This is a genomic window from Nostoc sp. (genome assembly GCF_036917675.1).
GTDB lineage: Bacteria > Cyanobacteriota > Cyanobacteriia > Cyanobacteriales > Nostocaceae > Nostoc.
In genome coordinates this window covers 119,602-133,444 of sequence record NZ_JBALCT010000064.1, presented here as the reverse complement: position 1 = coordinate 133,444, position 13,843 = coordinate 119,602, and the positions used below count along the sequence as shown (strand labels likewise).

The following is a 13,843-nucleotide window of genomic DNA, read 5'->3' as shown; positions in this document are numbered from 1 at the left end:
TTAGGGAATAGCTTGCACATTTTCCCTACTAGTAACATATTATCCCATCCAGGGGGATAGGATAGGTGGGAAATCAAAAGAGATACAAGATCTAAGTGATTATTAGGTATTATTTATGACATTTCTTAGAAATTCGGTTTCATCATCAAAAAGAATAGAGTTGTTGCATCAAGCGATCGCTTAGGTTTGAGAGAAAGTCGCACACGGCGTTATATATCTAAATAAGTACAATAGCGATCGCGCCCCTGTTGTTTGGCATTGTACATGGCTTTGTCGGCTGAAATGATGAGTGTATCTGGCTTGATGTCGCAAGTGGGTATGACAGAAGTAATACCCAAACTAACTGTGACGATATCCCTAATATCAGACTGTGTATGGGGAATGGACTGATCGTGAATTGCTTGCTGAATTCTTTGTGCTACTTTGATCGCTCCTACTAAGTCAGTATTGGGGAGGAGTACCGAAAATTCTTCTCCTCCGTAACGCGCCACTAGATCAGTAGGATAACGAACCATCTGTTGCGCTGTTTGCGCTATTCTAATTAGACAATGATCGCCTTCAACATGACCATAGTAGTCGTTGTAAGATTTGAATTTATCAACATCGAATAAAATCAGTGACAGGGGTTGTTGTTCTTGTGCAAGGCGTTTCCATTCTGCTTGCAGTCGTCCATCGAAGCAGCGACGGTTAGCTACCTGAGTCAAACCATCTAGATTTACCAGTTGTTCTAGTTTCTGATTTGCATCTTCTGCTTTTTCTTTAGCAATTACTAACTCTGCTGTTCTTTCTTGTACCCGTTTTTCCAAAGTTTCAAAAGATGTTTGTAACTGAAATGCCATGTTGTTAAACGATTTCGCCAGTTGACCTATTTCGTCTTTTGAGCTAATTTTGGCGCGGATATCTAAGTTACCTGCGGTAAACTGGAAAACTATATTGGTAAGGTAAATTATTGGCATTGTTAGCAGTTGCCCAATGGCAAAAGCGATGATTGTCACTACTGAAGCGATAATTGCAAATAGAAATATTGCGTCACGAATTTGCTTTTCTACAGGTGCTAGGGCAACAGCAAGGGGCTGTGCGAACAACACAGACCAAGGTTTATATTTTAAACGAGCGAGCACAATCAGATTAACCTGATTACCTGTTCCTTCTAAAGATGCAATTAAATACAACTGTTTATTATCCAATGCTTGCTTAAGTTTTGACTCATTAGTTGCCAATTCTTTAACAGGATAATTAGGCAAACGCCCTTCTCGTTGTAGTTGAGTTACAACATCCAAAGGCAGAGGCACAATTAATTTAAAAAGTAGTTTTGGTGCAGTGCTATGTGCCAGATAAATATTATTTTCATCTAAAAGAATAGCAAAGGATTTTGCCCCAGCCCGTTCAGTTTGTCGAGTTACTAACTGCTGAACAACAGTAGCATCGTATGAAACACGCAATACACCCAATATATCTCCTTTGGCATTGCGAACCGGACTGCTAAAAAAGAGGGTAACAAGGTCAGGAATTATCGGCGATCGCTTCATGCTAGAAACGAAGGATGACCCAGTTTTCAGTGGGTTTTTAAAATAATCTTCAACTGATTCATCTTTGATAATGTCTAGTGTATGTGTATCCAATACATTTTTACCGTTTAAGTCGAGCAAAGCGTATGAGAGAATATTGAGCATATCTTTGCGACTGAGACTGATTAATGTTTCTGTCGCCAATTGCATTTCGGGGCTGTCATCTCGCTGTTTTGGAGTTAGGCTGAGGTAGCGTGCCAAACCTGGTAAAAGTGCCTCTACGCGCACGGAATTGAGATTTCCATCAATAAAAGCATCTATTCTGTTAGTGGTTTCGTTAGCCGCCGCAGATAGGGCTTGTCGAGCGTCGTCAGTTAGTGCTTTTTCAGTTGTGTGTTTGTTGATAAATGCCAATAACAGCAACGGAATTAAAGCAACAATGAGAAACCAAGCGATCAACTTTGTACGGATGCCGCCCAAAAGAGAGTGCTGCATGGCTTTAAACTAGGAGGCAGGGTTCAAGAAGGAAGAATTAAACAAACTTTCTAGCTCTGGAATGCGCGTTACGTTTCCAGAGCGAATAAAAAAGTCTGCATATATCTTGGCAGTTTTGTAGATGTAGTTAGGGTTGCTAGATTGAAATAATTTTTTATTTTCACCTAAATCAGTTAGGTTTACTCCCTCCAGAGAGAGTGTATTGCTAGGAATTTTTAACGCTTTGCTGATGATAGCGTTTCCTTCCTGAACATTTGCTTTCCAGTAGGTCGAGGCTTGCAGCCATCCTCGTACAAATGCACGAATGTCTTCGGGGCGATCGCGGATTGTATCACCGCGAAAGATTATTATATCTAAAATCAAGCCAGGGGTTTGTTTGCTGGTAAATAGAATATGTCCCCCTAATTTAATAGCTTCAGAAAGATAGGGTTCCCAAGTATGTCCGGCTTGAATAACATTATTTTTCAGGCGTTGATGAATTTCTAAAGCCTCTAATTTAACCAAGTTCACATCATCGCTGGTTAAGTTGGCAGTTTTCAACATCTCAGTCACGAAAACTTCGCTAAAACCGCCTAGATTTGCGCCCAGTTTTTTCCCTTTCAAGTCAGCGACGGTTTTTATTTGTGATTGGGCTACTACCACATCTGCTCCTGTTGATTCATCTATAACAAGCACGCTTTGTATATCAGAATTTGTGGCACTCAAGATTATAAAACTTCCCAAGGAAGATGTAATACCATCATACTTACCCGCACTGAAATTTGCTCTTTCCAATTGGGTGTATCGTTTAGAAATTAGTTCCACATCTACCCCTTGGGCTTTGAAGAATCCTTTTTCTTGAGCAATGATGCCTGGATACTCGCCAACAAAAGATCCAAATGCCACTTTCAAGGGAGAGCGTTTGAATTCAGTCGGTGCCGAAGCATGACAAGCAAATAGCAAACAGGCAGTAATGAGAAAAATACTAATGTATCTAAGTAGTTTAAACATAGAATATTTTCTCCTTAACCAAATTCTGATAAATTGAAAACGCTACGGGAGCTATTCAATTAAGCATTAATATATTCAAAAGGTCTACAGTAAATACGTAAGCTTCACTGCGACCTGGGCGGTCAGGAACAGCGTTATGAGAAAATCTTCCAATGCCCAATTTTCAGAATAGACAGATGAGTATAATTATTTGCCCTGGAATCCATGAGCCAGATTTAACTGAAAGCTTTAGATCAAGATTATTAGATATGGTTTCTAATAGCGCGATCGCCCCTACCACCGCAAATATACTGATTTATCCGGGTAAAGATGTTTTGGTTTTATCAGCATTTCACATCTTGGAGTTTTTGCGCGTTAGCGTAGCTCACCGCAGGTATCGCTTGGGAGATCAGCTAAAATCACCACTTATATTCATTAGCTTTAGTGCTGGAGTAGTTGGGGCAATAGGAGCAGCATATCTGTGGCAGCTCTTAGGTGGTCATGTCAAAGCGTTTATTGCTATAGATGGATGGGGAGTACCACTACAGGGTAATTTTCCGATTCATCGGATGAGCCATGATTATTTCACCCATTGGAGTTCCTGTTTGCTAGGTAGTGGGCAAAATAATTTTTATGCCCAGCCAGCAGTTGATCATTTGTCAATGTGGAAATCCCCCCAAACTGTACAAGGCTGCTGGGTAGATTCATCCATTGGAATTTCTCCACCCAAAGGTCGTCTGACAGCAGATGAGTTTTTGCTTATGCTGTTAAAGCGCTATGAAGCAAATTAATCCGGACAATGGAGTAAGTAAACAGGAGTGAGGAGTTAGGAGTGAGGAATTAGGAGTAGAGACGCGATGTTCCTCGCGTCTGTTATTCTCCCCAATGCCCAATGCCCAATGCCCCATGCCCAATGCCCATCTACCCAAAGAAAGTATTTAATGTTTCCAACTGAACCTGCTGCTGTTAATAATGGGTTTAGCGCACTGCTAAAAAACCGTGGTTTTATGCTCCTGTGGATTGGGCAACTGTTGTCCCAGTTAGCAGATAAGGTTTTCTTCGTTTTGCTGATTGCTCTCTTGGAGAATTACCCACCGCTTCCTGGGTTGGCACAAAACTCAATGTACTCAACTTTGATGCTGTCCTTTACAATACCAGCAATTTTGTTCGGCTCTGCTGGCGGGATCTTTGTTGACCGCTTCCCAAAAAAGCTGATTCTGGTCGGCTCAGATGTCGTGCGGGGAATATTGACGCTGTGTCTTCCCTTGTTACCACGAGAGTTCGTGATTCTGTTAATCCTGACTTTTGCTATTTCCACGGTGACGCAGTTTTTTGCACCAGCCGAACAAGCAGCCATTCCCTTATTGGTGAAGCGAGAGAATTTGTTGGCAGCCAATGCACTGTTTACCAGTACGATGATGGGAGCTTTAATTGTTGGCTTTGCGATCGGAGAGCCGATTTTGAGTTTGGCGAAAAGCTTGATGGGAGAAGAATACGGTCAAGAGCTTGTGGTTGGTGGATTATACATATTATCGGCTGCGATCATCCAGCCGATTAAGTTTAAAGAACCCAAAAAACCGAAGGAAAATCGGGCATCAAATAACCCTTGGGCTGAATTCACCGAGAGCCTACGCTATCTCAAGAAAAACCCTTTGATCTTGAACGCCATGCTGCAACTGACAACTTTATATTGTGTGTTTGCAGCCTTAACAGTGCTGACGATTCGATTAGCCGAGGAGTTTGGTCTAAAAGAAAAACAGTTTGGCTTTTTCTTGGCAGCAGCAGGGGTGGGTATGGTATTTGGTGCGGCGATTTTAGGTCACTGGGGTGAGAAATTTCATCACAAGCCCCTACCTTTAGTTGGATTTTTGATGATTGCACTAGTTTTAGGGGTGTTCACTTTTACACACAACTTATTGCTGGCGCTAGCACTATGTGCATTTTTGGGTGTAGGTGCTGCTTTAATTGGTGTGCCCATGCAAACTTTGATTCAACAGCAAACACCACCTACCATGCACGGTAAAGTATTTGGCTTTCAAAATCATGCCGTCAACATCGCTCTGGCCTTACCTCTGGCGATTACTGGGCCATTAACTGATGCTCTGGGCTTGCGATTTGTACTTGTAGGAATGAGCCTTGTGGTTGCAGTTGTCGGGGTTTGGGCTTGGAAAAATACCCGCAATGTCTTGCAAGACGTTATTTAATTAATGTAGGCTAATAATCTAACTTTATATTTGATATATAAAATTATCAGATTTTGATTGAGCTTTTCAATTAAAATGAAATATTAACTACAGAATTCAGCATTAATTTTAGCTATAGTCTGAGGTTTGACCGTGCGTTCACAAAGTGTCTCCGCAGGAGAATCGCCTTCCCAAATTAGTCTGCCACAAATCGAGAATCACAAACAGTCTCGTACTTCTAGCCCCTCAGTCGTGCCCAAACGTGCATCTGGAGGTTTTGCTCTGCTTGACAGCCTTCATCGCCACGGCGTTGATTATATTTTCGGTTATCCTGGTGGGGCAATTCTCCCAATTTACGACGACCTGTATAAGGTGCAAGCAACTGGCGCTATGAAGCACATTCTCGTGAGACACGAGCAAGGTGCAGCCCACGCTGCTGATGGTTACGCCCGTGCCACAGGGAAAGTAGGAGTATGCTTTGGCACTTCTGGCCCAGGAGCAACTAACTTGGTGACAGGCATCGCCACAGCTTACATGGACTCGATCCCGATGGTTGTGGTTACAGGACAGGTAGCACGTCCGTCGATTGGTACAGATGCGTTTCAGGAAACTGATATTTACGGAATTACCTTACCAATCGTCAAGCACTCCTATGTAGTGCGTGATCCCAAAGATATGGCGCGAATTGTCGCCGAAGCCTTTCACATCGCTAGCACTGGGCGTCCGGGGCCAGTTTTGATTGATGTCCCCAAAGATGTAGCTTTAGAAGAATTTGACTATGTACCTGTGAAACCAGGTTCAGTGAAGTTACGCGGTTATCGTCCCACAGTCAAGGGAAATCCTCGGCAAATTAATGCCGCGATTCAGTTGATTACTGAAAGTCGCCGTCCGCTATTGTATGTCGGTGGTGGCGCGATCGCAGCTGGTGCCCATGAAGAAGTAAAAGAATTAGCTGAATTATTCAATATCCCTGTCACCACAACCTTAATGGGGATCGGGGCATTTGACGAACATCATCCCCTAGCTTTGGGAATGTTAGGGATGCACGGCACTGCTTACGCTAACTTCGCCGTTAGTGATTGTGACTTGCTGATTTGCGTCGGTGCGAGATTTGACGATCGCGTTACAGGTAAATTAGACGAATTCGCCTCCCGCGCCAAAGTAATTCACATCGACATCGATCCGGCAGAAGTCGGCAAAAACCGCATTCCCGAAGTGCCTATCGTCGGCGATGTGCGGAACGTGTTAGTAGACTTGTTGCGTCGATGCCAAGAAACAGGAGTCAAGGCTACACCGAATCAAAACCAAGAGTGGTTAAATTTAGTTAACCGTTGGCGCGAAGAATATCCTCTAATAGTGCCGCACCATGCCGACAGCATTTCACCCCAAGAAGTGATTGTAGAAGTCAGTCGCCAAGCACCCCACGCTTTCTACACCACAGATGTCGGACAACATCAAATGTGGGCAGCACAATTCCTGAAGAATGGCCCAAGACGCTGGATTTCTAGTGCAGGTTTGGGAACGATGGGTTTTGGCTTACCTGCGGCAATGGGCGCGAAAGTGGCGTTTCCTGATGAAGAAGTTATCTGTATTAGCGGTGATGCTAGTTTCCAAATGTGTTTACAGGAGCTTGGCACACTAGCACAGTATGGGATAAATGTCAAGACACTAATTATTAATAACGGCTGGCAAGGGATGGTGCGCCAGTGGCAGCAAGCCTTCTATGGTGAGCGTTACTCATGCTCAAACATGGAAGTAGGGATGCCAGACGTAGAGTTATTGGCAAAAGCCTATGGTATTAAGGGTATGGTAATCAGCGATCGCAGTGAATTGAAAGATGCGATCGCCGAAATGCTGTCACATAACGGCCCGGTAATCGTGAATGTCCACGTCACCAGAGACGAAAACTGCTATCCAATGGTAATCCCTGGCAAGAGCAACGCTCAAATGGTCGGTTTGCAGAAGCAAGCGCCAAAAGCCGCAGTAGAAGCAGTATATTGTAGCCACTGTAGTGCAAAAAATGCTCCTATTCACAACTTCTGCGCTGAGTGTGGGACAAAGTTGTAACGCTTTTTGATAAGTCGCCGCCGGTGCGTCGGAGACTCATCAATTCGCCTGTGGAGAACCCATAAAACCTGGAGCAATTTAGGCAGGGATCTATGAAGCAGGAATCGCGTGACTTTTAGTCATGCGAGGTTCAAAATTCTGAATGCCCAAAAACTCCATCCCAAGAGTGGGTGGAGTTTTTCATAATTAACCATACCGTAGGCATTACTTAATCTTCCTGATTCGGTTGAAGTAAAGAGATATTTCTTTAGTAATTGACTAAATCAATTTTCATCCCCTAATTTTTCGGAAATTGAGGATAATATTGTTGAAGCTTCATCTACCCATGATTTCGTTAGCCGTCAGACTGAAGTCTGCGGCTACACGAAGTAAGCCTGCTTATACAGGCTAATTATTCTCTACTAAACTCTGCACTATAGCTCAAGCTACTTCCCGCAGTTGTGGTTGTGACGGCACACTCACCTCTGGAAATGAAAGCGAGAGTTGTTCTGCTTGAGGTACTGCGGCTTGCTGCAAAACTTGAACTTCGATATTCACGCTCACCAAATAACTGCCTGTATCAGCACCAACCGCTTCCGCAATTAATTTGGCAATGTCTGGGCGTTTAGCAGTCAGAGGATCACGTAAAATACACCGATCCCATTCATGCTTGGCAGTCGGATTGAGGTTGAGAATGTAATGCTTCATCATCGAACTAACCCTTGAATCCATCTTCCAGAAGGTTTTCACACAGCCGTTATGCATTTGGCTAGGCTTTGTGGACGCTATCTAGATTATAGTATATTTGTACTAAACTGGGCGATATCTGAGTGAGAAATTAGGGAAGATAGACCATTAGTATCAGCATACAGGCGTGCATAAGTGATATTCCCGTGCGACACCTCATTGTTTTAGGGGCTATGTTTGAATCGAGATGCGAATAATCAAAGGGCGATGCCTACGGTGGTAACAGAGCCTCTTGTACTGAGCGCAGCGATGCACTGAGCTTGTCGAAGTGTCGAAGTATGCCGAAGTGCAGACAAAGCCAACGCCAAATTTATCTATTCCATTCTTCTCGAATTTGATAGCGAATCTCCAATCCCCAATTCCAAAAAATCTGCCCATAGGTTATTTATAATAAAAAGCTATTGCAACTAAGCTTACAAAGCAACGCCTAATTTTTATATAAATCGCTATATGGTAGATACCTATATTATTGACCTATTTGTGATTGGTCTACTTTTGCTGATGGTCACATTAGGGTCAGGTTGGATTGCTCGCCTACCTCTTTCTTTTGCCCTTATCTATCTACTAGTTGGTATATTTCTAGGCCCTTACGGCTTAAAACTTGTTCAATTACGTCAAGATGAAGTTTTCAACGCCGAACTGCTGGAGAAAATAACAGAACTTGTAGTAATTATTTCTGTATTTAGCTGCGGCTTAAGAATTGTTCGTCCTTTAAAGTTGGGGGTTTGGGATATTACAGCGCGATTGATTGTATTCCTGATGCCAATTTCAATTTTTGCTCTGGCTGCTGTGGGTAAATTGTTTTTAGGGATGAATTGGGGAGAAGCGATTTTATTAGGAGCAATTCTCGCACCTACCGATCCAGTATTAGCATCAGAAGTACAACTGACCGATACAAATGACCAAGATGAGTTGAGATTTGGTTTAACTTCTGAAGGTGGGTTAAATGATGCTTTAGCTTTTCCCTTCGTTTATTTTGGCATTCATGCCTTAGAAGATGACAACTGGGGCAACTGGTTTAAACAGTGGATTACGGTTGATTTAATTTGGGCGATCGCAGTTGGCATTGTTATGGGAATTGTTGTTGCCAAATCTATAGTTTGGATTGAACAAAAAATTCAAAAACGCCGTGCTGCCGATAAATTAATGGAAGATTTTATTGCTATCAGCACAATTCTACTAACTTATTCTTTAACGGAAATGGTGAATGGATATGGATTTCTGGCAGTATTTGTTGCTGGGTTAGTTATGCAACGCAGTTACAGAAATCCTAAAAAACCGCTAGCACAATTAGAATTTGTTGAGCAAATTGAAAAGCTGCTGGAAGTTGGGACAATTTTACTATTAGGTTCAATATTGTTATTAAAGCCAATGCTCAATTATGCTGGGCAATCTTTGATAGTGATAATTTTGTTATTCTTGATAATCAGACCTGTAGGAGTTTGGATTAGCACAATAGGTAAACGTCCTCTAGAATCACATCGCCGAACCTTGCACCCAGGAACTCGGTTGTTATTTGGATGGTTTGGTATTCGCGGTGTTGGTTCTCTATATTATCTTGCCTATGCATTTGGTCATGGCTTAAAAGGTGAAGTAGCCGAACAAATTGCTTGGATAACTTACACTACTATTGTGGCTTCTGTGATTATACATGGCATTAGTTCAACTCCATTAATGAAGTGGTATGAACACAATCTTGCTAATCAAAGAAAGATTACCCCTCGCGCCACAATAGATGAATTTGAGTAAAAGCAATTTTTGTAGGGTGTGTTATCGCTTTAGCCTAATGCACCATCAACAAGTTAAGATGCGTTGGCCTTTGGCATAACACACCCTACAATTTAGTTTTCTGAACCTCACTCCAAACCGTAGAGAGGCTTCGACTCTTATTCCCCTTTCTTTTTAGGAAAGGGGTTGGGGGTTAGGTCTATATTCCCTATTTACCTGTCACCTTTTCAATAACTTCTTTCGCTTTTTCACCAAAACTTTCTGGGGGATTTTGTTCTCTCTCAGCTTTCAAATTCCTTTCGTAAGTCTTCTCTATAGTATTAAGGTTTTTTGAATCTTTTACTGCTTGCTCATAAGCTTCTTCTCGGTTTTCTTCTTGAACGCCAACACCTGGGTCATATTCGTTAGCACGATTAACTTTTTCTTCAGAATTTGGTTTATACTCTGGAGGTATTAGCTTTAATTCTTCAAGAGTAGTTGCATAACTAGCTGGCTGAACGAAAATGAAGGAGCCTGACAAGCTGATGGAAATCATCAAGCCAAGAACCAAAAAGCTTGAACGTAACGCTTGCTTTAAAGTTAATAGAATTTTTTGCATGGAAAAAATCTCCTAGTTTTTTGGTATGAGCCTTGGTCATGTATAAATACATTCAATATTCAAGGCTCACAGGCATCCTAAGTGTTTAGGTACAGTTCTTCCTTCTACCGCAGGGTATATTAATTTTTACCTATAGTTCAGTTAATGCTATCTGAACCTTTTAGAATTTAGTTTTACCTACATTTTTGTAATAGTCAGATTGTCGTGCTTACACATAGGCAAAGGCGCTCATGTTGCACACCCGACAAGATTGGATAATTTATTTGTTGGAAATCCTCTTATAACCAACTGCGATTAATTTTAATTCCTCGGCTTTGCATTACCTCTTCAAATAAATTTGTTGGTAGTGCTTCTTCCACAGCAAAAACACCTGGTTTCTTGAGTTTACCTTCTAGCAACAATTGGGCAATACTACCTGTGCCGCAACCAGAAGCCACGGCTGTATTTTCATGTACTACAGTTGAACAATAAACGGCTGTTTCACCATTTTTTTGCCCTGTAACTTCTGAGCGAACTGCTACCCCAATTCCACTAAAATTATTAGTGACATCTGTCATTGAATGGCTGACATGAGAGAGAAATTCAATCATGTAACGACGCTGCATTAACCATTTGGGAAAAACGTGTGCCGCAATCCAAGTTAGGTGATTGTAAAAATCTGGAACCGAGCCAAACTTAGTAATTACAGTTTTTACTGATGGGAAAGCTTTGGGCAATGTAAAGGTTTCTGGCATATCAAACCAGTAAACTCCTTTGCGTCCATAGGGAGGTGGAAATTCAACTACTTCTCTTTCACTATAAGGCTTGACTAGCTCCCATTTTCCATCTATCCAAGTCTCAAAAGGATATTGCAATCCAAGGAAAGTTGTCCGCATCACTGTAATACCAGCACCACCAGAACCCGAAACCAAATAACTTAAATGGATCTTTTCTGGTTGATCAAATTGTTCAACACCTTGACGTACCATGCTATTAGAAATACCAGGAAAAATCCCAGTATTAATAATTGCCGTCACACCAGCAGTAGCAGCTTGTTGATGATAATTGAGAGCTTTGCTGGTATAGGAACGATGGTCGCTAACATCTACATAATTAACGCCTTGAGAAATACAGGTTTCGAGAACATTAGTATCTCGATAGTGAAATGGTCCAGCACAGTGGATAACTAAGTTAGAGTTTGCGATCGCATCTCGCAACTTGTCAACTTCTGCCAAGTCCAATACCAAAAACTGCACTTGTCCTCCCGAAGACAAGCTAACAGCCTTCCCAAACTCCGCAGAACGTCCAGTAATCGTAATTTGTGCCTGCGTATGCGTAGCTAGATCGTGAGCAACACTGCTACCAATCCGCCCCCGTCCACCAAGAATTAAAACGCTGTCTGTCATTACTCCAGATTAGCAATACTAACCTTATTTCATCAGTTTTCCGTCCTGTTTGCCATCGGTTACTAGTATGACTTGCCAGCCAATCAAGGAAGAGTTTTCAATTATTGGTAGTTGATATAGCGGTTCTCGGTTGACTGAAGTACAAGAACCCCACCCCCAACCCCCCTCCCCGCTCTTCGAGAGGGGGCTATGATATTAGGAAATACTATAAGTTTTGCGCCTCAATTTGCCTGACTACCGTTAGCGCCGAATAACTCACTCCAGCAGTACCTTCGCCGGGATGGGTGGAGTCACCAACTAACCACAGATGCTGGATTGGTGTACGATTGGCGAACCCAAAGGGGCCAAAGGTAGGAATCCTTTGACCTATGCCACCAACTATACCGCGATCGCGGGCTGTGAAATGAGCAAAAGTCCGGGGTGTTGCGGCTTCTTGATGAATAATCGTTTCTGCTTTGAGATAGAAGTATTGGGCAAGACGAGCGATCGCTTCTTGGGTAAACTTTTCTTTTAGTCCTTGATAATCTTCAGTCTGCCACCACTGTGCAGGATCGACAAATGAAGAAGCAATAATTGTCGCTTTCCCTTCCGGTGCGCGGCCGTCTCCAGGATGACTGACGGAAACAAATAGGGAATTATTCTCGCCAATGGGGCCATCAGCATCATACAAAAATTGTAAGTGGGGTGGACATCCTAGCGGAATCGCGCTGGCATCTACACCCAAATAAACTACAAACGCACCCGATGCTTGGGGCAGTTTTTCCACGCGGTTTTTATAACCAGATGGCGCTTGTTCTCCCAATAACTGCACTAAGTTTTGCACGGTGACGTTGCTAACTATGTGGTCGGCTCGTTCTGTCCAGACTTCGCCAGTTTTCTGATTTCTAATGACTACAGCAGTAGCTTTACCATCTTCTACTTTTATTTCTTCTACAGTGTGGCGCATCAACAATTTGCCGCCATCTCTCTCTAAAGATTGTACCAGGCGATCGCTTAATACTTGCATACTTCCCTGGAGGTGAAATAATCCTTGGGGCAGTTGGGATACACTTAACGCTGTTGCGGCATAAAGTAATGCTGTCTGTTCTGCATCCACCTGGGAGTATAGCTTTAGTTGCAAATCTAAAAAAGTCCTCAGTCGTTGGTCATTTCCCAGTCCACATAACCGTAAAGCATCTCCTACCGTCAACAAGGTGAAGGGTACGGTAATTAATGTACTGGGACGCACCGCTTGCGTTAACTGCCACAAATCCCATAAATTACGTGGTGGTAGCACCGGATCGCGTCCTTGAAATTCCCAACTGGCATTAAATAAAGTTGCCATCAATTGCCAAAACGGTTCGCTACCAGGAAACTGTTTTTGTCGTTCCTCTTGCCATTTCTCTTGGTCGCGCCATATATTAATCGGTGTACTTTCCCCAGGTAAATATACCGCACAAGCAGGATCACAAGGCGTTGCTTCCGGTAAATCTATTGACAATTCTGAGAAAATGCGGTGGTGAATTCCCCCTGGTTCCAACCCCGCCACCTGAGTTGCTCCCACATCAAAGGTAAATCCCTGCCGTTTAAACGTCGAAGCACAGCCGCCTGGTACGAGGGCTTGATCTAAAATTAAGACGCTGTAACCTCTATGAGCTAATAATGCTCCAGCAGTCAGTCCACCTATTCCTGCACCGATAACGACAACATTAGAGTTACTTTTGTCAAGAGAAATGCTGGACATTGATTAGGTTCTTTAATATTCTTAATATTTTTACTTCTAATTTTATCTTAATCTCTGAGTTGAACGGGGTGCCAAGGGTGCGACGCCGAATAGCCCAACCCAGGCATCGTAGATAAAAGGGCGGTTAGAAACCGCTTCTACACAGGCAAAACCCGCCTGCGCGGGTTAAAAAAACCCTTAATATTCTCTTAGCCCAGGTCGCTGGGCTTTGTTTGTATAGTCGCGTTCGCGTCAGCGTGCCGGAGGCTCTATTCCATTCGCCGGGTTTTAGAGGATGTTTGAAAAGTCCTCTTGTTAGTATCAAAAGTTCTAGATCCCTCTAAATCCCCCTTTTGAAGCTACGGTGTACACACAACTTTTGCCGCAGCCATATCTTTATTAATAAATCTCGCACTGCGTTTTTATCCGGCCTCGGAATGAATTCCGAGTCTCATAGCTGAAGTCCACTCAAGTGGACTGAA

General features: G+C 42.8%; 10 protein-coding genes. 4 read left to right on the top strand and 6 right to left on the bottom strand.

Annotation, left to right across the window (positions count from 1 at the left end; all coding sequences use genetic code 11):
- Positions 1 to 209 precede the first annotated feature (209 nt).
- Both V7K31_RS24435 and V7K31_RS24430 read right to left on the bottom strand, forming a co-directional pair.
- A complete protein-coding gene (locus tag V7K31_RS24435) occupies positions 210 to 2,003 on the bottom strand; it encodes a diguanylate cyclase domain-containing protein (protein WP_335097447.1) in 1,794 nt (597 codons plus the stop codon).
- Positions 2,004 to 2,012: 9 nt separating this feature from the next.
- Positions 2,013 to 2,993 carry an ABC transporter substrate-binding protein gene (locus tag V7K31_RS24430; RefSeq protein ID WP_335097446.1) on the bottom strand — a complete coding sequence of 327 codons (981 nt, stop codon included), beginning with the start codon at positions 2,991 to 2,993 and terminating at the stop codon, positions 2,013 to 2,015.
- Between the two features lie 176 nt (positions 2,994 to 3,169).
- On the opposite strand from V7K31_RS24430, the gene V7K31_RS24425 reads away from it, so the two are divergent.
- The 3 genes from V7K31_RS24425 (at position 3,170) to ilvB (ending at position 7,222) form a co-directional block, all read left to right on the top strand.
- On the top strand, positions 3,170 to 3,763 hold the full coding sequence (locus V7K31_RS24425) for a hypothetical protein (protein WP_335097444.1): 594 nt from the start codon (positions 3,170 to 3,172) through the stop codon (positions 3,761 to 3,763).
- A 150-nt stretch (positions 3,764 to 3,913) separates the two neighbouring features.
- Positions 3,914 to 5,176 carry an MFS transporter gene (locus tag V7K31_RS24420; protein ID WP_335097771.1) on the top strand — a complete coding sequence of 421 codons (1,263 nt, stop codon included), beginning with the start codon at positions 3,914 to 3,916 and terminating at the stop codon, positions 5,174 to 5,176.
- A 132-nt stretch (positions 5,177 to 5,308) separates the two neighbouring features.
- Positions 5,309 to 7,222, top strand: coding sequence for a biosynthetic-type acetolactate synthase large subunit (gene ilvB / locus V7K31_RS24415; protein WP_335097443.1), 1,914 nt, complete (start codon positions 5,309 to 5,311; stop codon positions 7,220 to 7,222).
- A gap of 420 nt (positions 7,223 to 7,642) precedes the next feature.
- On the opposite strand, the gene V7K31_RS24410 is transcribed toward ilvB, so the two are convergent.
- Complete coding sequence (locus V7K31_RS24410) at positions 7,643 to 7,912, bottom strand: hypothetical protein (protein WP_292720957.1); 270 nt, start codon at positions 7,910 to 7,912, stop codon at positions 7,643 to 7,645.
- Positions 7,913 to 8,398: 486 nt separating this feature from the next.
- Here V7K31_RS24410 and V7K31_RS24405 point away from each other — a divergent pair, with 486 nt between their 5' ends.
- Positions 8,399 to 9,697, top strand: a complete 1,299-nt coding sequence (locus tag V7K31_RS24405; protein ID WP_335097442.1) for a cation:proton antiporter — start codon at positions 8,399 to 8,401, stop codon at positions 9,695 to 9,697.
- A 187-nt stretch (positions 9,698 to 9,884) separates the two neighbouring features.
- Here the strand turns inward: V7K31_RS24405 and V7K31_RS24400 are convergent, their stop codons facing one another.
- From V7K31_RS24400 to crtD, 3 genes are all read right to left on the bottom strand, one after another.
- The gene (locus tag V7K31_RS24400; protein ID WP_335097440.1) at positions 9,885 to 10,274 is read right to left on the bottom strand and encodes a hypothetical protein; all 390 of its coding nucleotides are present in this window, start codon (positions 10,272 to 10,274) and stop codon (positions 9,885 to 9,887) included.
- A gap of 278 nt (positions 10,275 to 10,552) precedes the next feature.
- Positions 10,553 to 11,659: a saccharopine dehydrogenase family protein gene (locus V7K31_RS24395; protein WP_335097438.1), complete on the bottom strand. Its 1,107-nt coding sequence runs from the start codon at positions 11,657 to 11,659 to the stop codon at positions 10,553 to 10,555.
- Positions 11,660 to 11,864: 205 nt separating this feature from the next.
- Positions 11,865 to 13,382, bottom strand: coding sequence for a C-3',4' desaturase CrtD (gene crtD, locus V7K31_RS24390; RefSeq protein WP_335097437.1), 1,518 nt, complete (start codon positions 13,380 to 13,382; stop codon positions 11,865 to 11,867).
- Positions 13,383 to 13,843: the final 461 nt, after the last annotated feature.

What these genes read in the sequence shown, in the direction of transcription:
- V7K31_RS24435 (WP_335097447.1), bottom strand. Translation starts at nt 2,003, where the DNA reads ATGCAGCACTCTCTTTTGGGCGGCATCCGTACAAAGTTGATCGCTTGG.
- V7K31_RS24430 (WP_335097446.1), bottom strand. Translation starts at nt 2,993, where the DNA reads ATGTTTAAACTACTTAGATACATTAGTATTTTTCTCATTACTGCCTGT.
- V7K31_RS24425 (WP_335097444.1), top strand. Translation starts at nt 3,170, where the DNA reads ATGAGTATAATTATTTGCCCTGGAATCCATGAGCCAGATTTAACTGAA.
- V7K31_RS24420 (WP_335097771.1), top strand. Translation starts at nt 3,914, where the DNA reads ATGTTTCCAACTGAACCTGCTGCTGTTAATAATGGGTTTAGCGCACTG.
- V7K31_RS24410 (WP_292720957.1), bottom strand. Translation starts at nt 7,912, where the DNA reads ATGATGAAGCATTACATTCTCAACCTCAATCCGACTGCCAAGCATGAA.
- V7K31_RS24405 (WP_335097442.1), top strand. Translation starts at nt 8,399, where the DNA reads ATGGTAGATACCTATATTATTGACCTATTTGTGATTGGTCTACTTTTG.
- V7K31_RS24400 (WP_335097440.1), bottom strand. Translation starts at nt 10,274, where the DNA reads ATGCAAAAAATTCTATTAACTTTAAAGCAAGCGTTACGTTCAAGCTTT.
- V7K31_RS24395 (WP_335097438.1), bottom strand. Translation starts at nt 11,659, where the DNA reads ATGACAGACAGCGTTTTAATTCTTGGTGGACGGGGGCGGATTGGTAGC.
- crtD (WP_335097437.1), bottom strand. Translation starts at nt 13,382, where the DNA reads ATGTCCAGCATTTCTCTTGACAAAAGTAACTCTAATGTTGTCGTTATC.